This window comes from Micromonospora sp. NPDC049230 (assembly GCF_040647875.1).
Taxonomy (GTDB): domain Bacteria; phylum Actinomycetota; class Actinomycetes; order Mycobacteriales; family Micromonosporaceae; genus Micromonospora.
This window is the reverse complement of sequence record NZ_JBEZCZ010000043.1, coordinates 36125-62064: the sequence shown is the minus strand read 5'-3', so window position 1 is coordinate 62064 and position 25940 is coordinate 36125. Positions and strand designations below refer to the sequence as shown.

The window sequence follows — 25940 nt, the reverse complement described above, 5'->3', positions numbered from 1 at the left end:
GGCCTTCCTACATCACTACAATCACCACCGACCCCACACCGCCACTGGCGGCCTACCACCGATCACCAGGTTGACCAACGTCCCTGGACAGCACAGCTAGGCGGTGGTGCCACGGCCCGGACGGCCGGCACACCCGCCGGGTGTTTCTGGCGGCTGCGCAGCGTCTGCCCGGCTCGCCGGCGTCGCTCTCCGCCGCACGGCCGGCGGAATTGCCCCGACTGGCAGAGAAAATCTCTGCGCGAAGCGCTAGATATTCTTGTCGTCGTGAGCTAACGTTTCTGAGGTCGAAGACGGAGCAAGTAAAGACGCTGACGTGACCGCCCCACCCGAGGGCGAAGGAGTGGGCCCGGGAAGCTCTCCGGCCCGCTCGGTTCTGTCGCAGTTGGTGTTACGCACGAGAAGTTGCGGGTGAGGCCGAGGCTCGTTCAGGGCTTCACCCGAGGTAAGCAAGGTTCGTCGTACGTGTCAGGGCCAGGAAGTCGCGTGGGGCTCGGACACCGACGGACAGCACGAGGAATGGCACAGGAAATCAGAGGCAAGGGAGGGCACTACACCGTTGGATCGCCCGCTGCCAGCCGCAGTCGTGGGCTGGGCGCGGACACCGCAGTTTCCATCGAACGAGAGGTGGTCTCCGGTCACGCATATGCGATCCTCGCACCCGATGCCGTCGTTGACGGCCGGTGCGGACAAGACAAGCCGACGTTCTGTCGGCAGATGGTGTTCCTGACCCACAACCCTTGGGCCCCGGTGCTTTCGAGCACCGGGGCCCTCGTGATGGAGGTTTCATGACCCAATCCGACGACATGCTCGACGACGAGGACTACCCCGCGTACACCATGGGCCGTGCCGCCGAGATCCTCGGCTGCTCGCAGGACTTCCTCCGTCGGCTCGGCGAGGCCAACCTGATCGACCCGCAACGCTCCAGTGGCGGGCACCGCCGCTACTCCCGCTATCAGCTGCGCCTTGCCGCGCGAGCCCGGGAAATGTGCGACCAGGGCACCGACATCGCCTCGGCCTGCCGGATCATCATTCTCGAGGACCAACTCGAAGAGGCCCTTCGACGCAATGAGCGCTACGAGCAGGGCTGAACTCACCCCACACGTCGGCCTCCGCACCTGTGACGCCGAGCGCCACACGGTCCCTCCCGCCAGGGCAGGGACCGTTCGTCGTCTACGGGGGTGGATCTCGTTGCCCCCACCTCTAACCACTGGGGGGAAGGACGCCTCCAGGGGTGTACCGCTCGCCGTCGTCGCCCTGAAGGTGTGCCTGAAAGTGCTCGGCGAGGCCCCCGAACTCCCGGTAGGCGTCGCCGTCGAAGTGGCCCTTGATGTCGATGGCGCCCTCGAACCAGGTCAAGGAGACAACGCTTCCATCGGCGCAGGTGAACACATAGAAGGGGTGGCGGTCCTCGTCCCACCAGATCCATCCGCCCTGGGTGAGCGTCGGACTGCGTTCGGCGTAGGAGAGCCATTCGTCCAGAGCGATCGGGTGCTCTTCACTCCCGTAGTACTCCGCAGCCCGGGTGACGTGCAGCTCGTACCCCATTTTTCCCTCCACGCGGCCGGCTCGCGTCCCGGGCGAAGCGCCGTCTCGGGCCGGCTGTCAGAGCCGTTGGACGATCTGGATCGGGTTGCCGTCCGGGTCGGCCGTCCAGGCGATCAGCAGGTGGTCGAGCCACCGGTGCGGTGCGGCCAGGGTGGGCGCACCCTTCGCCGTGAGATCGGCGTACGCGCCGGCGGTGTCGTCGGTCCAGAGGATTATCGCGGCTCGCTGCCCCTCGGGGACGGGGTCGAGCCCGTGATCGGCGCGGCTGGAAGCCACCGAGGCGATACCGATCTTGTAGCTGTCGAGCACGAGATCGATGTGGATCGGCTCGCCCTCGACCGGCACCCGGAAGGTCTCGGTGAAGCCGAGGCCGGTGTAGAACTCGGTGGCGCGTGGCACGTCCTCGCTGAACAGAATCACCTGAGGGCCGCGGAACATCGACACGGCGCGACCTTATCAACGCGCCAGCCTGCGTCGGGGCGGCACAGCGGCGCGGGACTCGGCGGGCCGCTACTGTCCCAGGATCTTGAAGACTCCGGCCACAATTCCGGAGACAATCCAGGAGCCGGCAGCCTTCAGTTTGTCCAACAGGCCCGTCGACGCTCTCGTGGCGATCACGGCCTCAGTTCGGGCGCTCTGCTGAGTGGTCACTGTGATGTTGGCGACGCCAGACCCGACGTTGATGGTCGTCTGGTGAACGGGCACCCCGTCGGAGACATACGAGTGGGTCGTCGTGGGTGGGGTGGACGTCGGGCGCCGATCGACGGGCCGGACAACGGCAGCCGGCGTCGCGGCACTCGGCGTGGACGCCCGTCGGGGAGTTGGAGCCGGAGCGGGCGTCGGCGCCGGGGCGACAGCGGTGCCCTTGCGGCGCCGGGGTTTGGGGGGTGTCGGGGTGGCCTGCCGCGGCGGGTCAGGGTCGCCCTCGTCGGAGGCGGTCTCGCTGGTGACCCGCGAGATGGTCGACAGCACGAACGCGTCGAACCCCGGCGCGCTCACCCGCTCCAGCATGGCGAGCCAGAGCCTTGCCATCCACCGTGACCGGTCAGGGTTGCGTTCGCGGGTGTTCGTCACCGGGACGAAGGGGAGCCGGCGGGCGCGGTCCCCGATCATCTTCTCCATCTCTTCGCGCAGCGCCGCGCTTCGCTGGGCCAGTTCTTCGGGGTAGTCGCGGCGGGTGAACTTGTCCGCGCGGGTGAGCACAACGACGGCACGGTCCCACAGCTCGTGGCCGAATTGCTTGGTGAGCGCCCCGATCGTGTCGTATTCGCTGCGATCGACCCTGGTGTCGTCGAGCTTGGTGACGAACAGGACAAGATCGATTTCGCCGGCTTCCTGCTCGATCAGCGCCAGATAGCGCTCGTCGTTGGACCGGTCCCACGCGGCGTCACCGAACCCGGGCGTGTCGATGAGGATCATCGTCGACTCGCGATACTTGGCGTCGTACCGCTCGATCTCGGCGGTCGTCGGTCGGTATTTTCCCGTCTCGGCGACCGCGGTGCCGACAATCGAGTTGATGATGCTCGACTTGCCCACGCCGGTCCGGCCCACCACCAGGATCCGGGTCGCGCGCTGCTTGCGGGGTTTTGGGCTCACCAGGCTCCTGTCTGTGCAACGGGATCCCTACTGATGGTGAGCTTCCCACGCTCCGTCAAGCGCGACAGGCTGATCTTGGAGCCAAGCGATGTGCTGGACCATGCCAACGAAACCCATGGCGTCGACCTGCCTGCGCAGTCGTTGTCGCGAAGGTTGCAGATGCAGCCAGGTTCCGGCTCTCCGATTCACCTGCGCCAGCAGCGTCAGTGCTCAGAGAAGCTGGGGTCGTGGGCGTTGACGACCCGCACCGTGCCCTCGATTGCGAGTTCGGCGAGCTTGCGGATGGTCGCGAGTCGGTCGTCTTCGTCGTGCTGGCTGGCGCGCGCGAACGCTTCGAGCGCGGGGGTCGCTCCACCGGTGAGCTGGGCACGATGGTGGATCGCGTCCCCGACGTGCAGGATCGGCTGGGCGCCGTCCGTGCTGCCGACGAGAACCCCGGAGTGTCCTGGCGAGTGTCCCGCCAGGTCGACGAGTCGGATCGACTCGGGCAAGCCATCCAGTCGATAGCTGGCGAACCCGTGCCAGTCCGCAGTGCGCGTCGGCGATGGCGCCCAGACAACACCGTGCGCCCATTGCGACGCGACAAGTCCCGCACCGCCATCAGCGACGATGGCGCGGCAGCCGTCCGATGCGTGCACACGCACCCACCCGAAGTCCGCCAAGCCGTCGACGTGGTCACGATGATGGTGGGTAAGGATCACGTCGGTGAGATTCCGCGGGTCCAGCCCGAGGGCCGAAATGCGCGACCGCAGGGTTTCGGCCGGGTCGAGCACCGGCCCGACCTGCGCCAGCCACCACTCACCAAGACGGGCCTCCGGCGCCTTGATGCCCTCGTGCCCAACACCTGTGTCGACGGCGATCAGTCGCTCCCCGTCCTCGATCAGCAGGACGCGGCAGATGAAGTGTGACGAGCCGTAGACGGCCGTACCACCGGGGGCATTCAGTGTTCCGCAGTCGAGTTCATGGACACGCATGGTCGGGAGGGTAGAAGTTCGGGGCGACTCGAAGTCAACGACAATGACTCGATGCGAACCGACGTGGTACGGATCGGCGCAGCCGCGGAACGACTCGGCGTCACCACCCACCTCCTCCGTCACTGGGAGGCCGAGGGCGTCATCGAACCGCCTCGAACCGCCGGCGGCGCACGCCTGTACGACAACCGACTGCTCGATGCCCTGGCGGTCGCCATCAAGTGCCAAGAGGCAGGCATGCGCCTGGACAAGATCGCGCAACTTCTGAACGGCGACCGGCGCCAGCGCATCGAACTGATCTCCGATCAACGCGACGCCATAAACCGCCAGCGAGACCGGCTGACGCGCACGGCGTCGTTCCTCGACCACGTTCTCGAGTGCTCCCACCCGGTGATCCGCGACTGCCCCGCGTGCCACGACTTCATGACATCAACGACCTGACCAACAACAGTTGACCGAGCTGACCTGCCCCTCATGCACGTGCCGCCGCCGTGCCACTGCCCTGATCCTGCCCAGGTCGTCCATGCTTGACTTCAGGATCCGGCTCTCCGACATCGAGCGGGTGAGGACATGGGCGACGTGCAGGCCACCTATCGAGCGATGCTGCGCGACGATGTCGCTCCCGCTCTACGCGCCCTCGGCTGCACGGGGTCGGGCTCGCGGTACACCCTGCCGGACCCGGAGTCCTGGGCGCTGCTGGGCTTCCAGTCCTCGCGGTTCAACACCGGAGAGCACCTGACGTTCACCGTCAACCTCTGTGCCGTACCACGGATCGTCTGGGAGTCCCGCAGGCGTGAGCAGAGCCAGCTACCCCTGAAGCCCTCGCCGGGCACCTACTACGGCGACTTCGTGTGGTCCTGGCGGCTCGGTCACCTGATGCCGGTGAACCAGGACGTCTGGTGGGACCTGAACGAGGACGTCGAGGCCACGGACGTCGCGAGCGAGGTCGTCACCGCCATCGGCGCGTACGGCCTTCCCGCTCTCCGCGAACACCTTCGAACAGGGACGGCCGGCCGGCCCCGGAGAGCCCTAGGCTGACGCGATGTCGGCCGAGCACCACGTGATTGACCTCGTCGAGAACGACCCCCAGCCTGCCCGCCTCGCGGCCAGCCGGACCTGGAACGTACGGCTGGTGGCCGCCTTCGCGGTCGGCATCGTGCTCGGCGGTGCCGGTGTCGGTGTGTTGCGTTCGTCGCGGGAGGAGCGGCAGCGGAACGCGGCAGTCTCCCTTGTGGCCTTTCCGGCATCCAGTGGCAGCTTGGGCGCGGACACCGACGTCGTCCAGATGGACGGGCAACTGGCGGTCATCAACGCCGGCCCCGCGCCCATCACGGTCAAGTCGGCCACCGGTCAACGACCTGGGGTCCAGGTCCAGGACACCGGCCAGTCTCGACTGGTACGCCCCGGCGGCACCACCTGGATCAGTGTCAAGCTGCGCATCGAGTGCGCACTCGCCTTCGAAAGCGAGCCGCTGTCGATACGGTTCTCCGTCGAGACCGCCGACCGGCAGGTCAGAGAGGTCAGCTATCCCGTGGCGGTAGCGGGAAGCGCCTGGCACCAGGGGGCCGAGCGTCCCTGCACGATCCTCGCCGATCTGGCGAGGCGCCACGGCCAGCGCTGACACCGCCGAGAGCCGGGGTGCGGGCGGTGCCCCAAGGTCTTATGCCCTTTCGACCGCGGGCGGGGATCGCAGGAAAACCCTTGGCGGTACGCGGCCGAGCGGAGAAAGATCGACCGCGAGGTGACCCCATGCGGACGCGATTGCGGCAGGTGCGAATCGGTGCGCGGCTCTTCGTATGGCGCGCGGAGATCCGGCACGTGCAGGGCAGCGGTGATTGCCACCGCTGTATCCGCCTACGGGCGTGGGGCGCAGGGAAGACGAGCCAGGCACTCCAGGCGGATCTACTCTCGGTCACCTGGCCGGCCCCCTGGGGGGCATGCGCCGCTGACGACGCCTATCCGACGTCGGCGCACGTCCGAGCCCTCATCAACCACGCCCTGGCGCACGGGTGGCAGCCCGAGAGGCGCGGCGGAACGTTCGTGCTCTCCGAGCACGAGCACGCGGCCGCGTTCGCTCTGCCCGACTTTCTGCTGACCGATCGCCTCCGAACGCCCGAGAGCGCGGATCCGACAGCCCGAGTGATCCGCGCCTACGACCTTCGGCTTCGCGCATGATGCTCTTCCAATCTGGCATCAGGCCAGGCAAGCGGCTTCGAAGGCTGCCTGGGGCGAGCGCGTGCGGGCTACGTCCGGTGGCCTTCGTTGCGGGCTGGCCTGGTCGCGTCGAGCAGGTTAGCCAGGCGGTACCGCAGCACTCGCGCCTGCCCTAGCGACAGGACCAGGCTGGATGCGGAGTTACCCCCCACACTGGTCAGGGCCACCATCGGCTCGGCGGTCGAATGGATAGCTTGCACCAAGAAAACGCCAATGATGAATGCCTCTGGTTGGTTAGTGTCTAGGTTCCGCACCGCGGAACGGTGCTGGCTTCTCCGCTGGCAGTCGTCTCGATTACACCAGAGCGGGTGGGTCGGGTCGGCAAGGTTGCCGGTCGGGAAGACGTGCACGTAGCCACAGGGCCGTTCCACGTCGGCTGGCATCCCGCCCGGGTGGGCGCTCAGACCTACCCTGACGGCCTCTGCGGTCAGGTCGGCGGCGTGCGTGGCGCAGGCGTACGCGCAGGCGTCCAAGGAACCTGTGGCGTACAGCTCGAAGCGGACGATTGCAGGCTCTCCACAGACGGGCAGGGTGGGTAGGGCTCGCAGTCGATCACCGCGCGGGCGAGGCGTCCGTAGGCTGCTGGCACGTCCTCGACGACCACCGCCGGCACCCCGACCGGCTGTGACGCCAGCAGCGCCACCGCGCCAGCCTCGATCGCCTGGGCGGCGTAGTCGTGTCCGTCGACACGCTCACCCGGCAGCGCAACGAACATCCCGCCAGGCTCCACGCGCCGACTGTCGAACACCACTGGGGCCGTGACGATCACCGCGTCGGGAGCGTCGTGGACGGCTCCGCCGATCGCGGCGGTGATCTCTTCCAGGGTCATCGCGAGCACGGGATGAACCTATCGTGGCGGGCAGAGGCCCCGCCCGATCCATTGGTCGGTGTTGCTGACATCAGCCTGGTCTTTTGTGGTGCGCCCGGCAGGATTCGAACCTGCGGCCTTGGGATTAGAAGTCCCCTGCTCTATCCGCTGAGCTACGGGCGCGTGTGGCGTGGATGTCGCGCCCAGAGGGTACCGCCGCCCTGCTGCCCGGCGGCGAAAAGGGTGCCCGCGTCCACGTTGCCGAGCAGGGTCTCACGTTGGCCCCGCGGCCGGCATCCGGGTTCCCGCGGACCGGCGTGGCCTCGGACCGTACCTTTGGCTGGTGCTGCTGGATCCCGACGCCGAGAACGACGTCGCCTACGAGCTGTGCCAGGTCGTCGGTCGCGCCATCCTGCCGTACCGGTCGGACGACGACTGTGGCACCGCCTTCTTCTTCCAGGGCGGCGACGACCCGGTGGGGGAGTCGCTGCTGACGGCGGCCGACCTGGTCGGCGCGTCGGGTGGTGAGTTGGGGCTGCGGACGAGCGTCACCGAGCCGGCGGGGGTCGCCCCGGCCGCTGTCGCCGTGGCCGAGGTCGTGCCCGGCTGGGCACAGTTTCCGGGCGACGGGGTCGCGGTGTTGCCGACCGCCGGCCTGCACCGCTACGCCGGCGACGGCGGCTGGCGGTGGCGGGTCCAGCCGGTGCCGGCGGGGATCGCCGCCGGGCCCGAGGTGGTCGCCCGCCTCACCGCCGACGCCGCTTCCGCTTTCGTGCTGGCCCATGGGGTACGCGAAGACGGGTCGCGCCCGCTGGAGGTCGCGGTCGAGCGGGTGGTCCGCGATGGGGACGCCGTGCGGATCACCACCGAACTACCGCAGGGGTACGTCGGCGCGCCGATCTTCGTCGTCCAGCCCGACGCCACTGGCGAACTGTCGCCGTACTGTCTGGGCCTGGTCCTACCCGGCGTCGGCGGGCACCCGGTAGCGACCTTCGACCGGATCCGAGCCGTCCTCCCGGCGGCGCCTGGCGACGTCTGAGCGCGCCCGGTGCCGCCCTCCGGGGCGCTCAGCCGCCTGCTGTTGCCGCATCCGCCGTGTCGGTCGAGGAACGTCGGCTCTCCGGTAGACCGGCCTCGACAACTGTCGAGCCGGCGCTGGCCGGGGCGGTGGGGCCGGCGGCGAGGAACGCCTCGGCCCAGCGGCCGACCTCGTCGAAGACCTTCTTGCGTACGGTGGGGCCGGAGAGCGTGAGGTCGTGCATCCCGCCGTCGAAACGAGCCAGGGTGACGTGGCGGCCCAGGCGGGGCGCGTAACGGACCATGTGTTCGACGTCCAGCACGGCGTCAGCCAGTGTCGCGTTGTCGTGCCACCGGGTGCCCCGGAAGGAGCGGGTCGAGCAGGCCAGCAACACCGGCACCTGGATGTCCAGACCGGCGCGCAGCCGGCGTTGGCCGGTGCGGATCGCGTTCAGCCAGCCGGCCCGGACCGGGAACCCGGCCAGCGGCTTCCACGCCAGGTCATAGGTCCACTCGCCGCGGTGGTCGGAGTGGAGGCTCTCGCCGTACACCGTGCCCAGCCCGAGCGGCAGGATGCGGTGCGGCGCCCTGCGGCCCAGCCGGGCGACGGCGGCCGCGAGGGGTCGGCGCACCGCCCAGGGGGCGTTCAGGTCGAAGAACGGGCTGTTGAGCACGAGACCGTCGACGGTGCCGGTGTCGCGGCGGGCGTCCGCCCAGAGCGAGATGATCAGGCCGCCGGTGGAGTGGCCCATCGTCAGGAGGGTGTCGTGCCCGTCGTCCTGACGAATGATCTCGGCGGCGGCGTCCAGCTCGGGGAAGTAGTCGCTGATGTCCCGGCAGAAGTTCGGGGTCTGGCCCGGAAGCAGGCTGCGACCATATTTGCGCAGGTCGAGCGCGTAGAAGTCCCAGCCGCGCTCGGCGAAGAAGTCGGCCAGATGGGTCTGGAAGAAGTAGTCGACGAACCCGTGCACGTAGAGCACGGCCCGCCCGGTGGGACGCGAGGCCCGCCGCCGGACCACTGTCGCGACGACAGGGCCTTCGTCGTCGGCGCCCAGGTCGATCGTCTGCCGCTCGTACGGCGGCCCCAACACGTCCGGTTCCACGAACGCGACGCTACGCCGGCAACCTACCCGACGGTAGCCCCCGGTCCTGGTCCTCAGCCCTGGCCCGCCCTTGCCCCGCGCTCGCGCCGCCCTTGCCCCGCGCCGGCCCCGCCCTCAACGCCGTTGCGTGAGGTGGAACGGCTGTTCGTCAACCAGCACTGCCTCGCCGATCATGGAGTTGTGGTGGGTACCAGAACGCCCGTAAAGCCCCCATAGTCGGCACCACAACTCCATGATCGTCAAGCCGGGCCCAAGCCGCTCCCCGATCGGGCACTTCCTGTCCCGGGGTGACCCGGCCGGCTACAGCCCTAACGCAACGATGTTGGACCCGCCTTGCCCCGCGGTCTTGCACTTTCTGTCGCCGCAAAAGGCGCAATAGCCGCGTTTCAGGGTCAGAGAGTGCAAGATCGCGGGGGGTCGGGTGGGGGCGGGCGGCGCGGGGTCAGGCTGTTTCCGCGTCCGCTCGCGTGGGGTCCTGGTCGTCGGCGGGGTCCAGGTCGGCCTGGGGCTGCGGGATGTCGCGCAGGTGCTTGTTGTGCCGGGGCTCCTGGCGGGTCTTCGCGTCGTTGAGCCGGCGACGCAGGTCGTCGCGGACGTCGTTGAGCGCGGCGTGCAGATCCTCCTCCGCGGAGGTGGTGACGATCTTCTGCCGGCCAGCGATCCAGCACTCGAGGGTGACCTTCTGGCCACGCGCTTCGCGATCCTTGACCGACACCTCCAGCTCGGTGGCGTCGGCGTGGAAACCGGCCAACCGGGCGTCGAGGGTGGCGAACTGCTCGGCGATCCAGTTGCGGTCGCCCTGCGAGAACCCGGCGCCCACCCGCAGGCACTCGGCGACGGTGGCCGGGTTCGCCGCGGCGCTCATCGCCGCGCCTCGGAAGCGATCGCAGAGCCGATTCTGGTGATCATCATGACGCTGACCTCTCGTCGACGTGGAGCTGTCGGTGGTGCGTTGATCAAGTGCTTACCCAATCTGGTCGGGCTCGGAAACCGCCGACGCGCAGCCGGGCGGGTCGGCCGTACCACATCGGGGCGTGATCAGGGCGTTTTCCACAGGTGGCTTCGTTGTCCACAGGTTCGAGGGTGGGCGCTGGCGATGCTCACGCGCAGCGCCGAGGCTCGGTGTCGAGTCGACTCGCGTTGGCAGGCCCCGATCCCCCTGGAGGGACGATGTTCGACACGTACGTAACAATTGTCGGCAATGTGCTGACTTCACCCGAGTGGCGGCGCACCACCCAGAGCAACACGTTGGTGGCCAACTTCAAGGTCGCCTCCACCGCCCGCCGACTCGACCGGGACAGCGGCCGGTGGGTCGACGGCAACTCGCTCCGCGTTCGCGTCAACTGCTGGCGCAAGCTCGCCGAAGGCGTGGCGGCCTCCGTGATGGTGGGCGATCCGGTGGTGGTCTGCGGTCGGCTCTACACCCGCGACTGGACCGACGACGCCGGCAACCACCGCACCCTCTACGAGCTGGAGGCGGTCGCCGTCGGCCACGACCTGTCCCGGGGTCGGGCCCGCTTCCTGCGTAACCGGCCGAGCATGACGACCAGCACCGTGGAGGACGCGGAGGCCGAGAGCCGGGTGCACGGCGAGCCCACCGAGCCGGTGCCAGCGGGGGCCGAGCCCGTGCTGCCCGACGACCGGCCGCTGGACGACGACTTCGAGCTGCCCGACTACGGCGCACTGCGCACCAGCCCGTTCATCGAGGATCCGGTTGGCGACGCTGTCTCCCCGGCCGGCGGGGTTCCCCTTGCCGGCGGAGTCTCCACGGCTGGCGGAGCATCCCGGGCCAGCGGCGTTTCCCCGGCGGGCGGGCAGCTCGGGCAGGCCAGCGTCCCGGCGGATCTCGACGACGAGTTGGCGCTCCCGCCCGAGGCGACCGACGACAGCGCTGACCGCGACCTGGACGACGAGTTGGGGCCCGTGCCGGACGAGGGGCAGCCGGAGCCGACGCAGTCCGGTCGGGGACGGCGTGGTCGAGGACGGGTCCCGCAGCCAGCCTGACCAATCGCCACGGCGGTCGTGCCGGTTTGGCGAGCGTGCCCCTTCGGCGAGCGTGCCGGTTTGGCAAGCGTGCCCTTTCGGCGAGCGTGCCGGTTTGGCAAGCGTGCCCTTTCGGCGAGCGTGCCGGCCTGGCGAGCGTGCCGGCCTGGCGAGCGTGCCGGCCTGGCGAGCGTGCCGGCCTGGCGAGCGCGCCCGGCTTGGTGGTCGTGCCGGTTTGGTGGTCGTGCCGGTTTGGCGGTCGCGCATCGGGCGGCGGCCGAGCGGTACGAGGCCCTGTGCTGGTCGTCGGTGCTGCGGCGGCACAGCACACGTGGCCTGGCACGACGGGGGCGGGGTGGCGTCGCGACAGGCGTCGTCACCCCGCGTGCCAGCAGCGGCGGAGTTGAGAGAGAGTGGTGGCTGCGGCCTTGCACGAGGCCCCGACTGCCGGAGCCCGTGATCGGGCGGGTTCCCGGGATGCTCGTCTAGGCTGGCCGGCCGGAGGTGGTGCGGGTGCGACGGACAGCGCCGGTGGCGAACGCGGTGGGCTTGCTGGCCGGGTACGCGCTGGACCGGCTGCTCGGTGATCCGCGCCGGTGGCACCCGGTGGCTGGCTTCGGGCAGGCCGCTGGTGCGTTGGAGCGCCGCCTCTACCGCCCGGACCGGACGGCGGGAGCGACGTTCACCGCGCTGGCCGTGGGCGGGCCGGTGCTGCTCGGGGCGGTCGCCGCAGCGGCCACCCGGCATCGGCCGGTGACCCGGGCGGCACTGGTGGCCGCCGGCACGTGGGCCGTGCTGGGCGGCCGTACGCTGCGCCACGAAGCCACAGTCATGGGCCGGACGCTGCGTGCCGGTGACCTACCCGCTGCCCGCCGACGCCTCGGCCACCTCTGCGGGCGGGACCCGTCGACGTTGGGTGAGCTGGAGTTGGCCCGCGCCACCGTCGAGTCGGTCGCCGAGAACACCTCCGACGCGGTCGTCGCCCCGCTGGTCTGGGGCGCGATAGCGGGCCTGCCCGGCCTGCTGGGCTACCGGGCGGCGAACACCCTGGACGCGATGGTCGGGCACCGGTCGGCGCGGTACGCCCGGTTCGGCACGCCGGCCGCGCGGCTGGACGACCTGCTCAACCTGGTGCCGTCCAGGGTGACCGGGCTGCTCACCATCGCCGTCGCGCCGGTCGCCAACGGGGATCGGCACCGGGCCTGGCGGGTGTGGCGGCGTGACCGCAACGACCATCCGAGCCCCAACGCCGGCCAGTGCGAGGCGGCGATGGCCGGCGCGCTCGGCGTCCGCCTCGGCGGCCGCAACGTCTACCACGGGCGCTCCGAGGTGCGGCCGTTCCTCGGCGACGGCCCCCGCCCGGAGGCGCGGCACCTCAAGCGGGCCGCCCGGATCTCCGGCGCGGTCGGGTTGGCCGCGGTCGGGTTGGCCGCCGCCTACCCGGTGACCCTGGGTCGCATGGTCAGTGCCCTTGGCCGCCGTGGGCTCGGTGTCGTGCGGAGCAGTGGGCTCGGGCTCGGTGCGGCTGCATGGGTGCGGCGGGGGGGGTGGGCGGTGAGCGGCGGGTTACTGGTCGCCGGCACGACCTCAGACGCCGGCAAGAGCGTGCTCACCGCTGGCATCTGCCGCTGGCTGTACCGACAGGGCGTGAAGGTGGCGCCCTACAAGGCGCAGAACATGTCGAACAACTCGGCGGTGGTCGTCGGGCCGGACGGGCGTGGTGGCGAGATCGGGCGGGCCCAGGCCATGCAGGCCGCTGCCTGCGGGCTCGCACCCGACCTGCGGTTCAATCCGGTGCTCCTCAAGCCGGGCAGTGACCTGGCCAGTCAGGTGGTCCTGCTCGGCGAAGCGGTCGACACGATCACCGCGGGCACGTTCCGGCACCTGCGGCCTCGGCTCGCCGAGACCGCGTACGGGGCGCTCGCCGAGCTGCGCGACACGTACGACGTGGTGATCTGCGAGGGCGCCGGCAGCCCCGCCGAGATCAACCTGCGGGCCGGCGACTACGTCAACATGGGGCTGGCCCGGCACGCCAACCTGCCCACCATCGTGGTCGGCGACATCGATCGGGGCGGCGTCTTCGCCTCGATGTTCGGCACCGTGGCACTGCTCGACCCGGCCGACCAGGCACTGGTCGCCGGGTTCGTGATCAACAAGTTCCGGGGTGACCTCGGGTTGCTCCAGCCGGGGCTGGACATGCTGCGTCACGTCACGGGTCGCCCCACGTACGGGGTGGTGCCCTGGGCACTGGACCTGTGGCTCGACGCGGAGGACTCCCTCGCCTACGGCCGGGTGCTCGGCCGCCCCGCCGCCCCGCGCGGCACCGAGTGGTTGGACGTGGCTGTCGTCCGCCTACCCCGGATCAGCAACGCCACAGATGTGGAGGCGCTGGCCACCGAGCCGGGCGTTCGCGTACGCCTCACCGTCGAACCGGCCGAGTTGGCAGCCGCCGACCTGGTCGTCCTGCCCGGCTCCAAGTCCACAGTCGCCGACCTCGCCTGGCTGCGCGAGACGGGCCTCGCCGACGCGGTGGCCACCCACGCGGCTGCCGGTAAGCCACTGCTCGGCCTCTGCGGCGGTTTCCAGATGCTGGGCCGCGCCATCCACGACACGGTGGAGAGCCGGCGCGGCAGCGTGCCGGGGCTCGGCCTGCTGCCCATCGAGATCACCTTCGATCCCCGCAAGACCGTCCGGCAGTCGGTGGGCACCGCACCCGGCGGCGTCGCGGTGCGCGGCTACGAGATCCACCACGGGTACGTCTCGCGGACCGACCCCGGTCTGAGCCCACTGTTGACCGGCGGCGACGGTGTCGGCGAGGGAGCCGTGCGCGGCGCGGTGTACGGCACGCACTGGCACGGGGCGTTCGAGTCGGACGGGTTCCGCCGGTGGTTCCTGACCGAGGCGGCTCGTCTGGCCGGCCGTACCGGGTTCCGGGTCGCGCCGACGACCAGCTTCGCCGCCGCTCGGGAGCGTTCCCTCGACCTGCTCGGTGACCTGGTTGAGGAGCACCTGGACACCGACGCACTCTGGCGTCTCATCGAAGCCGGCCCACCCGCGGGCCTGCCCTTCATCCCTCCCGGCCCCCCACCGTCCTGACCGCCGGCCGTCCAATCCGGAGTGTGGGGGTGGGCTGTTAGGGGCGGATGTCGGCGGGGCGGTCGCTTGTGGGGAGGCCGGCTGCCAGCCAGGCGTCGACTCCGCCGATCATGTCGGTGGCTCGGCGTAGACCGAGGGTTTGCAGGCTGGCGGCGGCGAGGCTGGAGCTGTAGCCCTGCCGGCACACCAGCACGATCTCCCTGTCGTACCCGGTGGCTTCCGGGATCCGCCAGGCGCTGGCCGGATCGAGCCGCCACTCCAGCACGGTCCGGTCGATGACGACCGCGCCTGGCAGGTCGCCCTGTTCACGGCGTTGCAGGTCGGTACGGGTATCGACAAGCAGCGCGCCGCCGCGGACCGCCTCGACGGTCTGCTGCGGAGTCAGTCGGTGCAGCCCGGCGCGGGCCTGTTCGAGGAGGGCGTCGATGCCGGGGCTCATCACGTCTCGGAGCACCACCCGATCATGCCGATTCGGCGGCACGCCGGGCGGCGAACGGGCTGCCCGTCACCCGTCACCGCCCCAATTCCCTCGGACGTGACGGCGCCCGGCCGGGGTGGTCAGCCGGACGGGTCAGCGTGGCCCACGCTGACAGCCGCGGCCGGGTGATCAACTCGGTTTTGCTGATGTCGCGGTGTCCCGCTGACAGGGATAGCGCGACATCGATGATCTGGAGTCGATCACGACTGGACCGCGGTCGGCGGCATACTTTGGTCATGCCCGTGGCGGTCGTCGAGGCGTACGCCGAATTGGCTCGTCGGGTGCTCGCGGGCCCGGCGCGGTTGGGACGGACCCGGCTGGTGGCGGTCGACGGGCCCAGTGGCGCGGGTAAGAGCCGCTTTGCCGCGCACCTCGCGGATGCCCTGGCGGCGCTGCTCGACGGTGACCGGCCGCCGGTGGTGCACACCGACGACCTGCTCGACGGGTGGGACGACCAGCTCAGCTTCTGGGCACGCCTCGACGAGTGGGTGCTCACCCCGTTGCGGGAAGGGAGGCCCGGCTCCTACCGGCGCTACAGCTGGGTGCGGCGACGCTTCCTGGCCCGGCCGGTGCCGGTGCCGGTGACGCCGGTGCTGGTGGTGGAGGGGGTCAGCGCCGCCCGCGCGGTCGTCCGGCCGGAGTCGACTCTGGCGGTCTTCGTCACCGCGCCCGCGTCGTTGCGGCTGGCCCGCGCGGTCGCCCGGGACGGGCCGGAGATCCTGCCCGAGCTGCGTCGCTGGCACGCCGGAGAGCGGGCGCACTTCGCCGCCGACGACACGGCCGCCCGCGTGGATCTGCTGGTCGACGGTGCGCCCACACTGCCGTACGACGCGGACCGGTACTACGTGCGCGTCCGCTGAGCATGCGCGGGCAGTGGACGAGCGTCACCGGCTCCGGCACGATGCGTACAGGGAGCAACGCGAGCAAGCACGACGACGCGAGAACGACGACGCGAGCAGCACGACGCGACAGCGCTCAGGGCGCGCGGCGAACGGGGGACTCATCATGTCGGCATCGGACGCGCCCGCGCGGCGCCGGATCACGCTCACCGGCATCAGCTCGCGGGCCTGGGAGCATCCGGCCGACCGGGGTGCGCTCGTCGCGTTGCGGGAGCTGCGCGGTTTCGACGACGTGGTGCGGTCGTTCTTCGGGATGTGGAACGAGCGCGGGTTCCGGCTGTCCGTGCTGGCCTCCGGCATCCGGGTCGACCACCGGCAGTATCCGGCGGTGTGGCAGCGCTACACCGAGGCCGGGGCCGCCCTCGACGTGGCCGACCTGCCCGAGCTGTACGTGACCCAGTCGCCGTGGCTGGGCGCCGAGGCGGTCGGGCTGGAGCGGCCGTTCATCGTGCTGAACTCGGCCTGCGTGCAGCAACTCGACGAGGACGAGCTGCGCTGCCTGCTCGGCCACGAGTTGGGGCACGTGGGCAGTGGGCACGCGGTCTACAAGACGATGCTCATGATCCTCACCCGGTGGGCGGCCAACCTGAGCTGGTTGCCGGTGGGCGCGATCGCGCTGCGGGCCATCATCGCGGCGATGCTGGAGTGGTGGCGCAAGGCGGAGCTGTCCGCCGACCGGGCCGGTCTGCTCGCCGGGCAGGATCCGGCCGCCGCGTTGCGGCTGCTGATGAAGCTGGCCGGCGGCGGTGACCTGTCCCAGGTCGACACGACGGCGTTCCTGGAGCAGGCCGCCGAGTACGCCGGCGGCGGCGACCTGCGCGACAGCCTGCACAAGATCCGGATGACGGCGTGGAGCACCCACCCCACCCCGGTGGCGCGGGCGGCGCAACTGCGCCAGTGGGTCGACTCCGGGGCGTACGGGAGGGTGCTGGCCGGGGACTATCCGCGCCGGGACGAGGACAGCTCGACAAGCATCTCGGAGGAGATCAGGGCGGCTGCCGACTCGTACCGGGAGGAGTTCGGCCGCTCCACGGACCCGCTTGTCGGGTTGCTGCGCCGCCTCGGCGACGGCGCGAACGACGTCGGCGAGTGGGTCGGCGGCACCGCCGGCCGGGCCCGTTCCTGGATGGATGCCGCCACCGAGGCCGCCGGCCGGGCACAGCGTGCCGGTCGGTCCGCCCCCGGCGCGCGGGCGGGCTCCGGCCCGGCGGGAGACGGTGACGGTACGGGCTCGGCCGGCACGCCTCGGTAAGGTCGGCATACGATGCCGGTCATGACCTCACCGATCATGTCCGAGTCCGAGGTGCGGGCCGCAGTCGAGCGGGAGATGCCCGGTGTCCGCGCCGACCTGGAACGCCTCGTCCGCATCCCCGGCATCGCCTTCGATGGCTTCGACCACTCGCACGTGGAACGCTCCGCCGAGGCGGTCGCCGAGTTGCTGCGCGGGTGTGGCCTGGACGTCGACATCGTGCGTTCCGGCGGCCAGCCAGCGGTGATCGGCCGTCGGGCGGCCCCGCCCGGTGCGCCCACAGTGCTGCTCTACGCCCACCACGACGTCCAGCCGGTCGGCGACCTCTCGCTCTGGGAGTCCGATCCGTTCGAGCCGGTGGAACGCGACGGTCGGCTCTACGCCCGAGGTGCCGCCGACGACAAGGCCGGCATCATGGCGCACGTCGCGGCGCTGCGGGCGTACGGGGACGCGCTGCCGGTGGGCGTGGTGCTCTTCATCGAGGGCGAGGAGGAGTACGGCTCCGACTCGCTGGAGCAACTGCTGATCGAGCACCGCGACGAGATCACCTCGGACGTCATCGTGATCGCCGACTCCGGCAACTGGGACATCGGCGTACCGGCGTTGACCACCTCGCTGCGTGGCATCGTCAACTGTTTCGTCGAGGTGCGCACGCTGGACCACGCGGTGCACAGCGGCATGTTCGGTGGCGCCGTGCCGGACGCGCTCACCGCGCTGGTCCGACTGTTGGCGACCCTGCACGACGACGCCGGCGACGTGGCGGTGGACGGGCTGGTCGGCCGGGAGGGCGCCACCGTCGACTACCCGGAGGACCGGGTCCGCGCCGAGGCCGGGCTGGCCGACGGCGTGCGGTTCATCGGCACCGGCCGGATCACCGACCGGCTCTGGACCAAGCCGGCGCTGGCGGTCCTCGGCATCGACGCCCCGGCCACCGGTGAGGCGCCGAACGCGCTGGTTCCGGCCGCGAAGGCGAAGCTCAGCATCCGGCTCGCCCCGGGCGACGACCCCAAGCGGGCGTACGCGGCGGTGCGCGCACACCTGGAGCAGCACGCGCCGTGGGGCGCCCAGGTGACGGTCAGCTTCGAACACGACGGCTACCCGTGCGTGATCGACGCGTCCGGGCCGATGTTCGACGCCGCCCGCTCGGCCTTCCGGGCCGCCTGGGACGGCACCGACCCGGTGGACATCGGCGTCGGCGGCTCGATTCCGTTCATCGCCACCTTCCAGGAGATGTTCCCGAAGGCGGCGATCCTGGTGACCGGGGTGGAGGATCCGCACGCCCGCGCCCACGGCCCGAACGAGAGTCTGCACCTGGGAGAGTTCGCCAGGGTCTGCCTCGCCGAGGCGCTGCTGCTGAGCAAGGTGGCCGCGGCGGGGCGCTGAGGAATCTCGCCGGCGATTTCGGGCCTGATCTGGGACTTTACGGCGTGTCGGATCGCTCGTTGTTATAGCCTTTCGAACATGAGTACGAACGAGGTGATGGCCCGGTTGGGGGCCGCTGTCAGCGCACTGGGAGATGTCGACGTCTCCGCGTGGTCCGACGACACGCTCAACGAGCAGCTCGGTGAGCTCTCCGCCGCTCTGGTCGCCCTCGACTCGGTGCTCTCCCGGGTCGCCGGCGAGGTCCGTGCCCGGGGGATGCGCATCGAGGAGCCCGTCTCCGCCTAGGACACAGGCCCTGATCCGTCGTCCGCGTGTGCGGGCGGCACCCTGCCGACACCGCCCGGGCACGGCAATGCCCGGGCGGTGTCGGAGGGGACTGGCAGGATGGGCGACGTGCGGTTCCTCGACCTGGCAGCCACGTCCGCGGCCGTCGGCGCCACCAGCGGCCGACGGGCCAAGGTGGAGCTGCTCGCTGACGCGCTGCGTCGGCTCGATCCGACAGAGGTCGAGCCCGGCGCCGGCTACCTCGCCGGTGAGCTGCGCCAACGGCAGACCGGGGTGGGCTATGCGAGCCTTCGCGACCTGCCGCCACCGGCCGCCGAGCCGACGCTGACCGTGGCCGCCGTCGACGCGGCCATCGCGCAGATCGCCGCGGTGCACGGCACGGGCTCGCAGACTCGGCGTCGGGCGTTGCTCGGCGCCCTCTACGCGGCGGCGACCGCCGACGAGCAGCGTCTGCTCACCGGTCTGTTCAGCGGCGAGTTACGGCAGGGCGCGCAGGCGGGGCTGCTCGCCGACGCGGTGGCGCGGGCCGCCGACGTGCCGGTGGCGACGGTCCGGCGGGCGCTGTTGCTCGCCGGTGACCTGCGCGCCGTGGCGGTCGCCGCGCTGGCCGGCGGAGCGGCCGAGTTGGCCGGGTTCGGTCTCCAGGTCGGCCGGCCGCTGGCGCCGATGCTCGCGCAGAGCGCACCCTCGGTCGACGAGGCACTCGCCGCGACGGGCACACCGGCGGTGGTCGACGTGAAACTCGACGGCATCCGCATCCAGGTGCACCGCTCCGGCGCCGACATCGCCGTCTTCACGCGCAGCCTCGACGAGATCACCGGGCGGGTGCCCGAGGTGGTCGCCGCGGTCCGGGCCCTGCCGGGCCGCGAGCTGGTGCTCGACGGTGAGGCGATCGGTCTCGACGAGACGGGGCGTCCGCTGCCGTTCCAGCAGACGTCGAGCCGGGCCGCCCGACGCACCACCCCGAGCAGCACCGGGCCCACACCTGTCGCCCCGGCGGTGCTCGCGGCGGCCGCCAGCACGGGCGCGACGGTGCTCACTCCGTATTTTTTCGACCTGCTGCACCTCGACGGCCAGGATCTGATCGACCTGCCCGGTCGGGAGCGGTGGGCCGCCCTGGCCGGTGCGGTGGACGCGTCGCTGCTGGTCGGGCGCATGGAGGTCGACGGCCCAGAGCAGGCCGCCACCGCGTTCGCCGCCGCGCTCGACGCGGGGCAGGAGGGCGTGGTGGTCAAGGCACCGGACGCCCCCTACGACGCCGGCCGGCGCGGTGCCGCCTGGGTCAAGGTCAAGCCCCGGCACACCCTCGACCTGGTGGTGCTCGCCGTCGAGTGGGGCAGTGGCCGGCGCAAGGGCTGGCTGTCCAACCTGCACCTGGGTGCGCGCGACCTGCGGACGGGCGGCTTCGTCATGCTCGGCAAGACGTTCAAGGGGCTCACCGACGAGTTGCTGCGCTGGCAGACCGAGCGGTTCCTCGACCTCGCAGTGGAGCGCGGCGACTGGGTGGTGCGGGTCCGCCCCGAGCAGGTGGTCGAGATCGCCTTCGACGGGGTGCAGACCAGCTCGCGTTATCCCGGGGGGATGGCGCTGCGGTTCGCCCGGGTGGTGCGTTATCGCGACGACAAGTCCGCCGCCGAGGCGGACACCATCGACGCGGTCCGCGCCGTCCACGCCGGCCGGGTCACCGGCTGACGGCTGGTTCACCGGCTGGCGGCGGGGCCAGCCCTGGTCACCTGCCGGACAACGACCGCGCGTAGTTGACCTGGTTGTTGACGTGCTGCACCTGGCCCTGGTCGCTGACCGGGATCCGGGCCACGTACTGCTGGTGGCCGTTAGTGACAGTGACCTGCACGGTGCCGTGGTGCCGGGTCTCCTTGACCAGCAGGAAGAGCAGGCTGAAGAAGGCCAGGCAGAAGAAGCCGACGATCGCGCAGACCAGCGCCCAGGTCGCCACCTTCTCCTCGCGTTGCCAGTAGTCGGCCACGTGCCAGGTGGCACCGGCCAGCGGCAGCACCCCGGCGGGTGTGCGGATGACCGGCGGGCACACCGCGATCTCGGCGATCTGCACCGCGGCCACCTCCGGCCCGGCGAAACCGCCCGGTGCCGGGTGCGCCGACACCGGTGGGTACGGCCCGGACACCGGCCACGCCCCGCCGGGCGGCGTCGAGTGCTGCGCGGGCGGGCCGGAGAGCGGCGGCGCCGAGAACGAGGACGGTGGCGTCGAGGACGGCGGTGCCGGTGGCGCCGAGAAGGGCGGTGCCGGCGGCGCAGAGAACGATGCCGGTTGCGCCGGGAACGGCGGTGCTGGCTGCGCCGGGAACGGCGGTGCCGGAGGGGCGGGGAACGGCGGTGCTGTTGACGCCGGGAACGGCGGTGCTGGTTGCGCCGGGAACGGCGGTGCCGGAGGCGGTGTGGCCTGCGGCGGCGCGCTCGGGAAGGGCGCCGTCGGCGGGGTGACCGGCAGCGCACCGGTGGCGGAGGTGGCGCTCCACGGGTCGATCGGCGGTTGCGGCTGGGTCGGCGGCTCGGGCGGCGAGGCCGTGGGATCCGAACTCACCGAGACCTCCAACGCGGGATCGTCACGTGGCGCAGGCTACCGGCTGCCCTGTCGTCCCGCACGCCCCCGGGAGTCTGTGTGGGACGCCCCCCCCGGTCAGGCGGACGCGCTCGGTGTCGGCTCGGCCGCCCGGTCCAGCGGAGCCGGGGTGACGCCGATCCCGGCGGCGCGGCGGGCCTCCCGGCGCGCCACCCAGCCGTAGCCGAACAGGGCCATCACCGCGAAGAGCCACCACTGCACGACGTAGCCGAAGTTCTGCCAGTTGTTGGCGTGCCCGACGGGCACCGCCTTGAACACCGGGTCGGCCGCCGGGGTCTGCTCGTCGAGCAGCAGGTAGGCGCCGTAGACCGGGTAGGGCAGCTCGCCGGCCAGCCGCGAGACACCGATCCGCCGGATCTCCAGCCGCCCGTCGCGCCGGGCCACCGCGCCGGCACCACTCTCGGTCTCGTGCACCCGACCGACCACCGTCACGTCGCCGGTCGGCACGGCGGGCACCGACGGCTGGGCGGTCGCCCCACCCGGTGCCGGCGGGATCCAGCCCCGGTCCACCAGCAGCGCCGTGCCGTCCGCGAGCACCAGCGGGGTGAGCACCTCGAAGCCGACCCGGCTGTCCACCGTCCGGCCACGGACCAGCACCGTGTTCGTCGGGTCGTACCGGCCGGTGACGGTGACCCGGGTCCAGACCCTGTCCTCGGCGGGGGCGGGGCCGACGGTTCCCGCGCCGCCGGTGGGGGCGCGCAGCGCGTCGCCCAGTGGCGTCGGGGTCATCCGCTGACCCGCGTCGATCCGCTCGTTGACCTCGGTACGACCCCGGTAGCGGTCCAGCTGCCAGTTGCCGAGGAACACCATGACGGCGGCGGCGACCAGGGTCAGCGCGAGAGCGCCCAGCCAGCGTGGGCTCAGCAGGAACCGGTACACAGCACGAGGCTACTCGTATGACCGGCGCCACTGACCTGGACCGGGGCGGGAACGGGCCCCGGAGTGTGCCGCCGGCCCCGGTTGGCGGTGCTCGCGCCTCCAGCCGGGCGGGTATCGTCACGCCGACGGATCGGCCCCGGCCGTCCCCGTCGCGTACCCGCCGCCGCTCGCGAGGAGCCGATGATGACCGTCGTGCCGCGCCTGGTGCTCAGCGCGCCGTCCTCCGGGCACGGGAAGAACGCGCTGGCGATCGGGCTGCTCGCCGCCCTGGCCGAGCGCGGGGTCGACGTCGCCGGGTTCAAGCTCGGGCCGGACCACGTCGACGCCGCCTACCTCGGCCTCGCCTCCGGTCGGCCGGGCCGGGTGATCGATCCCCGGCTGGTCGGCACCGACCGGCTCGCCCCGCTGGTGGCGCACGGCGCGGCCGGTGCCGGGCTCGCCGTGGTGCAGGGCAGCATGGGGCTGTACGACTCGGTCGGTGGCCGCCCCGAGCAGGAGTCCACGGCTGCCGCCGCAGCCGCGCTGCGCAGCCCGGTGGTGCTCGTCGTCGACGTGGCCGCGATGGGGCAGTCGGTGGCGGCCCTGGTGCACGGTTTCCGCTCGTACGACGAGCAGTTGTGGCTTGGCGGGGTGATCCTCAACCGGGTGGCGTCCTCGCGGCACGAGGGCATGCTGCGCGAGGCGTTGGACGACGTGGGCGTGCCGGTCTACGGCGCGCTGCGTCGGCAGGACCTGCCGGCGGTGCTGCCGTCGCGGCGGCACGGGGTGGCGCCGGTGGTCGACGGGTCCGCCGACGCCGTCCGGGCGGTTCGTCGGCTGGGCGAGGCTGTCGCCGCGACAGTGGATCTGGAACGGCTCCTCGGGTTGGCCCGTTCGGCCCCGGCGCTGCCGGCACCGGCCTGGTCCGCCGAGGAGGCCCTCGGCGGGTTCACCGCCCCGGCGGAGCGCCCGCTGGTGGCGTTGGCCGGGGGGCCGGGCGGCAGTTTCAGTCACGCGGAGACCGCCGAGCTGCTGCGGGCCGCCGGTGCCGAGGTCGTCACCGTCGATCCGCTGCTCGACGAGGCGCTGCCGGTGGGCACCCGCGCGCTTGTCGTCGGCGGCGCGTTGCCCGAGGCGTACGCCGAGCAGTTGTCGGCCAACCGACGGCTCTGCATCGCGGTGGCCGAGTTGGCGCGGACCGGGCGTCCGGTGATCGCCGAGGGCACCGGGTTGCTCTGGCTGGCCCGCGAGCTGGACGGCCTGCCGATGTGCGGGATCCTCGACGCGGTAGGCGTCAGCAGGGACGGCCTGGTGGCCGGCTACCGGGAGGCGACCGCCCAGACCGACAGCGTCGTGGCCGCCAGCGGCACGGTGCTGGTGGGGCACAAGGCGCACCGTGCGGTGCTCACCCCCCGCGCCGGCCAGCGCCCGGCGTGGAGCTGGGAGGGTGGCACGCCGGAGGGGTTCGTCTGGCGCAACGTGCACGCCTCGCAGCTCACCCTGCACTGGGCCGGTCATCCGGTCACGGCCGCCCGGCTGGTCGCCGCGGCGGCGGCCGACCCGACGGCCGAGGTGGTGACCGCGCAGCCCGGCGGCGTGCCGGCGTGACCGCTCGGCTGGCGGTGCGCCACCGGCGTCGGGTCAGCCGACTATCGCGTCCGACGGTGGGGTGAACTGGCGGGTCGGTGTGCCCTTCAGGCCGTCGCGGAGGGTCTCCGCGACCGCCTTGATCGGGATCTGGGACTGCCCGTCACCGACGGCGTTGAACGGGTTGTCCGGGTCGGAGATGAAGCTCGCCGCGGCCAGCTCCGGGGTGTAGCCGACGAACCAGGCGGACCGGGTGCTGTCGGTGGTACCGGTCTTGCCGGCCACCGGGCGTCCGACGGTGCCCCGCACGCTGTCGGCGGTGGACCAGCCGCCGCAGCTGCCGCGCGCCGGGGTGTCCCCGGTCGGGCAGCGGGCGGCGTCGGTGGCGGCCCGGGCGGCGTCCGCGCTGACCACCTGCCGGCAGCGGGGCTTGGCCACCTCACGGTGCAGGCCGCCCGGTGTGGCGTACGTGGCGGGTGTGCCGTCCCGGTTCATGATCGCCTGCACCGGGATCGCCTCGCAGTAGCGGCCGTCGGCCGCGATGGCGGCGTAGGCGTTCGCCATCTCCAGCGGGGTGGCGTCGGAGACGCCGAGCGTGAACGCGCCCCACTTCTTGGCCTTGGTCGGGGACGCCTGTTCCCGGTCGACGTCGGTGCGCCACCGCAGCCCGAGCTGTTCGGCAAGTCGGACCGCCCGGTCCGCGCCGACCTTCTCCTCCAGCCACACGAAGTACGTGTTGACGGATTTGCCGAAGCCGGACCACATTGTCTGTTGCCCGGTCATGGCGCCGCTGGCGTTGGACGGCGCCCAACCGTCGTAGACGGCCGACCGGTAGCGGTACGGGGCGTTGAACGAGGTGGAGAGCGTCATCCCCGAGTCCAACGCGGCAAGCATCGGGAACATCTTGAACGTCGACCCGGCCTGGTAGCCCGCCAGGCTGCCGCCGCCGAGCAGCGGCGCAACGGTGTTCGGGTAGTTGGCCTTCACCTTCGGCCCGGCCTCGGGATTGGAACTCTGCGGGTTCTCGCTCAGGTCCAGCGAGTACGTCCGGTTCACCGCCATCGCCTTCACCCGGCCGGTGCCCGGCTCGGAGACCACGATCCCGTTGGCGAACGGGCTGCCGGTGGCCTCCTTGCTGCCGACGTTCTTCTCCGCCGCCGCCTGGATCTTCGGGTCGAGGCTGAGCACGATCCGGTAGCCGCCCCGGCGCAGCTTGTCCATCCGTTCCAGCGGGTCCGCGCCGAAGGCGGGCTGCGCACTCCACCAGTTCTTCAGGTAGTCGCAGGCGAAGCCCCAGCCGTTGTACTTCTCCGCGACCGCGACACAGTCGTGCGGCGGGTTCGTGAGCTTCAGCCGGATCGGCTCGGCCTTGGCGGCGGCGGCCGAGTCGGGGGAGAGGTAGCCGAGCTGGCTCATCCGGTCCAGCACGTAGTCACGCCGGCCGGTGGCCTCCTTCTGGTCGGAGTCGGCCGGGTCGTACTCCGAGGGCGACTTGACCAGCCCGGCGAGGGTGGCGGCCTCGACCGGGGTGAGGTCCTTCGGGGTCTTGGAGAAGAAGATCTCGCTGGCCGCGTAGATGCCGTACGCCCGGTGCCCGAAGTACGCCGAGTTCAGGTAGCGCTCCAGGATCTGCTCCTTGCTCAGCTCCTTCTCCAGGTCCAGCGCCATCCGCATCTCCTTGACCTTGCGCAGGCTGGTCTGCTGGGTGGCCTCCTGGACCTCCTTGGGCGTTGTCGCGCTGTCCCGCAGGGCCATCCGGACGTACTGCATGGTCAGGGTCGACGCACCCTGGGAGCCGCCGGAGCGGGCGTTGGACACGAAGGCGCGGGCCACGCCCTTCGGGTCGACACCGTGGTGCTGGTAGAAGCGGGAGTCCTCGGCGGCGACGATCGCCTGCTGGATGTTCGGCGACATGTCCGACAGCTTGGTGTACTGCCGGTACTCCTCGTAGAACATGGTCAGCACGGTTTTGCCGTCCGGGCCGTAGACGTAGGAGGTTTCGGCGGGCAGGGCGGTGGTCAGCACTCTGGTCTTCTGCTCCACGGCGTGCGCGGTGGCCTTCGCGCCGAGCCCGGTGAGGGCGACGAGCGGGTACGCGGCGGCGGCGATCACGATTCCGGCGATCAGTCCGGCGCGCAGGAGAGGGACGAGTCGACCAGCGGCAGCAAGGGGTCGGTTGCTCACATGGCCAAGTTATGACATTTCCGATTCGTACCTGAGAAGAACTCTTAAACCGGCCAGTGGTGACGCGGCTTACTCCGAGATCGACTGT

At 71.4% G+C, this 25940-nt stretch carries 23 protein-coding genes, 1 tRNA gene and 2 pseudogenes; 14 read left to right on the top strand and 12 right to left on the bottom strand.

Annotated elements, in window-relative coordinates; all coding sequences use genetic code 11:
• The first annotated feature begins 785 nt into the window (after window positions 1-785).
• Entirely contained in the window at window positions 786-1088 is a 303-nt protein-coding gene (locus tag AB0A95_RS28415) for a MerR family transcriptional regulator (protein ID WP_357558790.1), read from the top strand.
• 112 nt (window positions 1089-1200) lie between these two features.
• On the opposite strand, the gene AB0A95_RS28410 is transcribed toward AB0A95_RS28415, so the two are convergent.
• The 4 genes from AB0A95_RS28410 to AB0A95_RS28395 all read right to left on the bottom strand — a co-directional run bounded on the left by AB0A95_RS28410 (window position 1201) and on the right by AB0A95_RS28395 (window position 4115).
• Entirely contained in the window at window positions 1201-1545 is a 345-nt protein-coding gene (locus AB0A95_RS28410; RefSeq protein WP_357558789.1) for a hypothetical protein, read from the bottom strand.
• Between the two features lie 57 nt (window positions 1546-1602).
• A complete protein-coding gene (locus tag AB0A95_RS28405; protein WP_357558800.1) occupies window positions 1603-1983 on the bottom strand; it encodes a VOC family protein in 381 nt (126 codons plus the stop codon).
• A gap of 72 nt (window positions 1984-2055) precedes the next feature.
• On the bottom strand, window positions 2056-3096 hold the full coding sequence (locus AB0A95_RS28400; protein ID WP_357558788.1) for a GTPase: 1041 nt from the start codon (window positions 3094-3096) through the stop codon (window positions 2056-2058).
• A gap of 248 nt (window positions 3097-3344) precedes the next feature.
• Window positions 3345-4115 (bottom strand): MBL fold metallo-hydrolase, encoded by a 771-nt coding sequence (locus AB0A95_RS28395; protein ID WP_357558787.1) that lies wholly within the window; start codon window positions 4113-4115, stop codon window positions 3345-3347.
• A gap of 51 nt (window positions 4116-4166) precedes the next feature.
• Here AB0A95_RS28395 and AB0A95_RS28390 point away from each other — a divergent pair, with 51 nt between their 5' ends.
• The 3 genes from AB0A95_RS28390 to AB0A95_RS28380 all read left to right on the top strand — a co-directional run bounded on the left by AB0A95_RS28390 (window position 4167) and on the right by AB0A95_RS28380 (window position 5733).
• The gene (locus tag AB0A95_RS28390; protein WP_357558786.1) at window positions 4167-4553 is read left to right on the top strand and encodes a MerR family transcriptional regulator; all 387 of its coding nucleotides are present in this window, start codon (window positions 4167-4169) and stop codon (window positions 4551-4553) included.
• A gap of 129 nt (window positions 4554-4682) precedes the next feature.
• Window positions 4683-5150: a DUF4304 domain-containing protein gene (locus AB0A95_RS28385; RefSeq protein WP_357558785.1), complete on the top strand. Its 468-nt coding sequence runs from the start codon at window positions 4683-4685 to the stop codon at window positions 5148-5150.
• A 4-nt stretch (window positions 5151-5154) separates the two neighbouring features.
• Window positions 5155-5733, top strand: coding sequence for a hypothetical protein (locus AB0A95_RS28380; protein WP_357558784.1), 579 nt, complete (start codon window positions 5155-5157; stop codon window positions 5731-5733).
• 1140 nt (window positions 5734-6873) lie between these two features.
• Here the strand turns inward: AB0A95_RS28380 and AB0A95_RS28375 are convergent.
• Both AB0A95_RS28375 and AB0A95_RS28370 read right to left on the bottom strand, forming a co-directional pair.
• Window positions 6874-7155 (bottom strand): annotated as a pseudogene (locus AB0A95_RS28375) (Mur ligase domain-containing protein); the annotation flags it as partial.
• 86 nt (window positions 7156-7241) lie between these two features.
• Window positions 7242-7317, bottom strand: a tRNA-Arg gene (locus tag AB0A95_RS28370).
• 160 nt (window positions 7318-7477) lie between these two features.
• On the opposite strand from AB0A95_RS28370, the gene AB0A95_RS28365 reads away from it, so the two are divergent.
• Window positions 7478-8173 carry a hypothetical protein gene (locus tag AB0A95_RS28365; RefSeq protein ID WP_357558783.1) on the top strand — a complete coding sequence of 232 codons (696 nt, stop codon included), beginning with the start codon at window positions 7478-7480 and terminating at the stop codon, window positions 8171-8173.
• 28 nt (window positions 8174-8201) lie between these two features.
• Here the strand turns inward: AB0A95_RS28365 and AB0A95_RS28360 are convergent, their stop codons facing one another.
• Both AB0A95_RS28360 and AB0A95_RS28355 read right to left on the bottom strand, forming a co-directional pair.
• On the bottom strand, window positions 8202-9254 hold the full coding sequence (locus tag AB0A95_RS28360) for an alpha/beta hydrolase (RefSeq protein WP_357558782.1): 1053 nt from the start codon (window positions 9252-9254) through the stop codon (window positions 8202-8204).
• Window positions 9255-9696: 442 nt separating this feature from the next.
• Complete coding sequence (locus AB0A95_RS28355) at window positions 9697-10119, bottom strand: HPF/RaiA family ribosome-associated protein (protein WP_357558781.1); 423 nt, start codon at window positions 10117-10119, stop codon at window positions 9697-9699.
• 305 nt (window positions 10120-10424) lie between these two features.
• On the opposite strand from AB0A95_RS28355, the gene AB0A95_RS28350 reads away from it, so the two are divergent.
• The 3 genes and pseudogenes from AB0A95_RS28350 to AB0A95_RS28340 all read left to right on the top strand — a co-directional run bounded on the left by AB0A95_RS28350 (window position 10425) and on the right by AB0A95_RS28340 (window position 14333).
• The gene (locus AB0A95_RS28350) at window positions 10425-11258 is read left to right on the top strand and encodes a single-stranded DNA-binding protein (RefSeq protein WP_357558780.1); all 834 of its coding nucleotides are present in this window, start codon (window positions 10425-10427) and stop codon (window positions 11256-11258) included.
• A gap of 492 nt (window positions 11259-11750) precedes the next feature.
• Window positions 11751-12734, top strand: a pseudogene (locus tag AB0A95_RS28345) (cobalamin biosynthesis protein); the annotation flags it as partial.
• Between the two features lie 57 nt (window positions 12735-12791).
• A complete protein-coding gene (locus tag AB0A95_RS28340) occupies window positions 12792-14333 on the top strand; it encodes a cobyric acid synthase (protein ID WP_357558798.1) in 1542 nt (513 codons plus the stop codon).
• Window positions 14334-14370: 37 nt separating this feature from the next.
• On the opposite strand, the gene AB0A95_RS28335 is transcribed toward AB0A95_RS28340, so the two are convergent.
• Window positions 14371-14772 carry a rhodanese-like domain-containing protein gene (locus tag AB0A95_RS28335; protein ID WP_357067235.1) on the bottom strand — a complete coding sequence of 134 codons (402 nt, stop codon included), beginning with the start codon at window positions 14770-14772 and terminating at the stop codon, window positions 14371-14373.
• 275 nt (window positions 14773-15047) lie between these two features.
• Here AB0A95_RS28335 and AB0A95_RS28330 point away from each other — a divergent pair, with 275 nt between their 5' ends.
• The 5 genes from AB0A95_RS28330 (at window position 15048) to AB0A95_RS28310 (ending at window position 20319) form a co-directional block, all read left to right on the top strand.
• On the top strand, window positions 15048-15671 hold the full coding sequence (locus AB0A95_RS28330; protein WP_357558779.1) for a hypothetical protein: 624 nt from the start codon (window positions 15048-15050) through the stop codon (window positions 15669-15671).
• A 145-nt stretch (window positions 15672-15816) separates the two neighbouring features.
• Window positions 15817-16962, top strand: coding sequence for a M48 family metallopeptidase (locus tag AB0A95_RS28325; protein WP_357558778.1), 1146 nt, complete (start codon window positions 15817-15819; stop codon window positions 16960-16962).
• Between the two features lie 36 nt (window positions 16963-16998).
• Window positions 16999-18342: a dipeptidase gene (locus AB0A95_RS28320; protein WP_357558797.1), complete on the top strand. Its 1344-nt coding sequence runs from the start codon at window positions 16999-17001 to the stop codon at window positions 18340-18342.
• Window positions 18343-18420: 78 nt separating this feature from the next.
• Window positions 18421-18627, top strand: a complete 207-nt coding sequence (locus tag AB0A95_RS28315) for a hypothetical protein (RefSeq protein ID WP_357067117.1) — start codon at window positions 18421-18423, stop codon at window positions 18625-18627.
• A gap of 99 nt (window positions 18628-18726) precedes the next feature.
• The gene (locus AB0A95_RS28310) at window positions 18727-20319 is read left to right on the top strand and encodes an ATP-dependent DNA ligase (protein WP_357558777.1); all 1593 of its coding nucleotides are present in this window, start codon (window positions 18727-18729) and stop codon (window positions 20317-20319) included.
• Window positions 20320-20356: 37 nt separating this feature from the next.
• On the opposite strand, the gene AB0A95_RS28305 is transcribed toward AB0A95_RS28310, so the two are convergent.
• Window positions 20357-21184 carry a hypothetical protein gene (locus AB0A95_RS28305; protein ID WP_357558776.1) on the bottom strand — a complete coding sequence of 276 codons (828 nt, stop codon included), beginning with the start codon at window positions 21182-21184 and terminating at the stop codon, window positions 20357-20359.
• Between the two features lie 96 nt (window positions 21185-21280).
• The gene (locus AB0A95_RS28300; RefSeq protein WP_357558775.1) at window positions 21281-22102 is read right to left on the bottom strand and encodes an SURF1 family protein; all 822 of its coding nucleotides are present in this window, start codon (window positions 22100-22102) and stop codon (window positions 21281-21283) included.
• 183 nt (window positions 22103-22285) lie between these two features.
• On the opposite strand from AB0A95_RS28300, the gene AB0A95_RS28295 reads away from it, so the two are divergent.
• A complete protein-coding gene (locus tag AB0A95_RS28295; protein WP_357558774.1) occupies window positions 22286-23689 on the top strand; it encodes a cobyrinate a,c-diamide synthase in 1404 nt (467 codons plus the stop codon).
• Between the two features lie 33 nt (window positions 23690-23722).
• On the opposite strand, the gene AB0A95_RS28290 is transcribed toward AB0A95_RS28295, so the two are convergent.
• Window positions 23723-25852, bottom strand: a complete 2130-nt coding sequence (locus AB0A95_RS28290) for a transglycosylase domain-containing protein (RefSeq protein WP_357558773.1) — start codon at window positions 25850-25852, stop codon at window positions 23723-23725.
• Window positions 25853-25940 lie beyond the last annotated feature (88 nt).

Excerpts from the sequence above, each read along its gene's own strand:
- AB0A95_RS28325 (WP_357558778.1), top strand. The coding sequence starts at position 15,817 with ATGTCGGCATCGGACGCGCCCGCGCGGCGCCGGATCACGCTCACCGGC.
- AB0A95_RS28310 (WP_357558777.1), top strand. The coding sequence starts at position 18,727 with ATGGGCGACGTGCGGTTCCTCGACCTGGCAGCCACGTCCGCGGCCGTC.
- AB0A95_RS28350 (WP_357558780.1), top strand. The coding sequence starts at position 10,425 with ATGTTCGACACGTACGTAACAATTGTCGGCAATGTGCTGACTTCACCC.
- AB0A95_RS28320 (WP_357558797.1), top strand. The coding sequence starts at position 16,999 with ATGTCCGAGTCCGAGGTGCGGGCCGCAGTCGAGCGGGAGATGCCCGGT.
- AB0A95_RS28380 (WP_357558784.1), top strand. The coding sequence starts at position 5,155 with ATGTCGGCCGAGCACCACGTGATTGACCTCGTCGAGAACGACCCCCAG.
- AB0A95_RS28415 (WP_357558790.1), top strand. The coding sequence starts at position 786 with ATGACCCAATCCGACGACATGCTCGACGACGAGGACTACCCCGCGTAC.
- AB0A95_RS28335 (WP_357067235.1), bottom strand. The coding sequence starts at position 14,772 with ATGAGCCCCGGCATCGACGCCCTCCTCGAACAGGCCCGCGCCGGGCTG.
- AB0A95_RS28390 (WP_357558786.1), top strand. The coding sequence starts at position 4,167 with ATGCGAACCGACGTGGTACGGATCGGCGCAGCCGCGGAACGACTCGGC.
- AB0A95_RS28295 (WP_357558774.1), top strand. The coding sequence starts at position 22,286 with ATGACCGTCGTGCCGCGCCTGGTGCTCAGCGCGCCGTCCTCCGGGCAC.
- AB0A95_RS28410 (WP_357558789.1), bottom strand. The coding sequence starts at position 1,545 with ATGGGGTACGAGCTGCACGTCACCCGGGCTGCGGAGTACTACGGGAGT.
- AB0A95_RS28355 (WP_357558781.1), bottom strand. The coding sequence starts at position 10,119 with ATGAGCGCCGCGGCGAACCCGGCCACCGTCGCCGAGTGCCTGCGGGTG.
- AB0A95_RS28330 (WP_357558779.1), top strand. The coding sequence starts at position 15,048 with ATGCCCGTGGCGGTCGTCGAGGCGTACGCCGAATTGGCTCGTCGGGTG.
- AB0A95_RS28405 (WP_357558800.1), bottom strand. The coding sequence starts at position 1,983 with ATGTTCCGCGGCCCTCAGGTGATTCTGTTCAGCGAGGACGTGCCACGC.
- AB0A95_RS28315 (WP_357067117.1), top strand. The coding sequence starts at position 18,421 with ATGAGTACGAACGAGGTGATGGCCCGGTTGGGGGCCGCTGTCAGCGCA.
- AB0A95_RS28385 (WP_357558785.1), top strand. The coding sequence starts at position 4,683 with ATGGGCGACGTGCAGGCCACCTATCGAGCGATGCTGCGCGACGATGTC.
- AB0A95_RS28395 (WP_357558787.1), bottom strand. The coding sequence starts at position 4,115 with ATGCGTGTCCATGAACTCGACTGCGGAACACTGAATGCCCCCGGTGGT.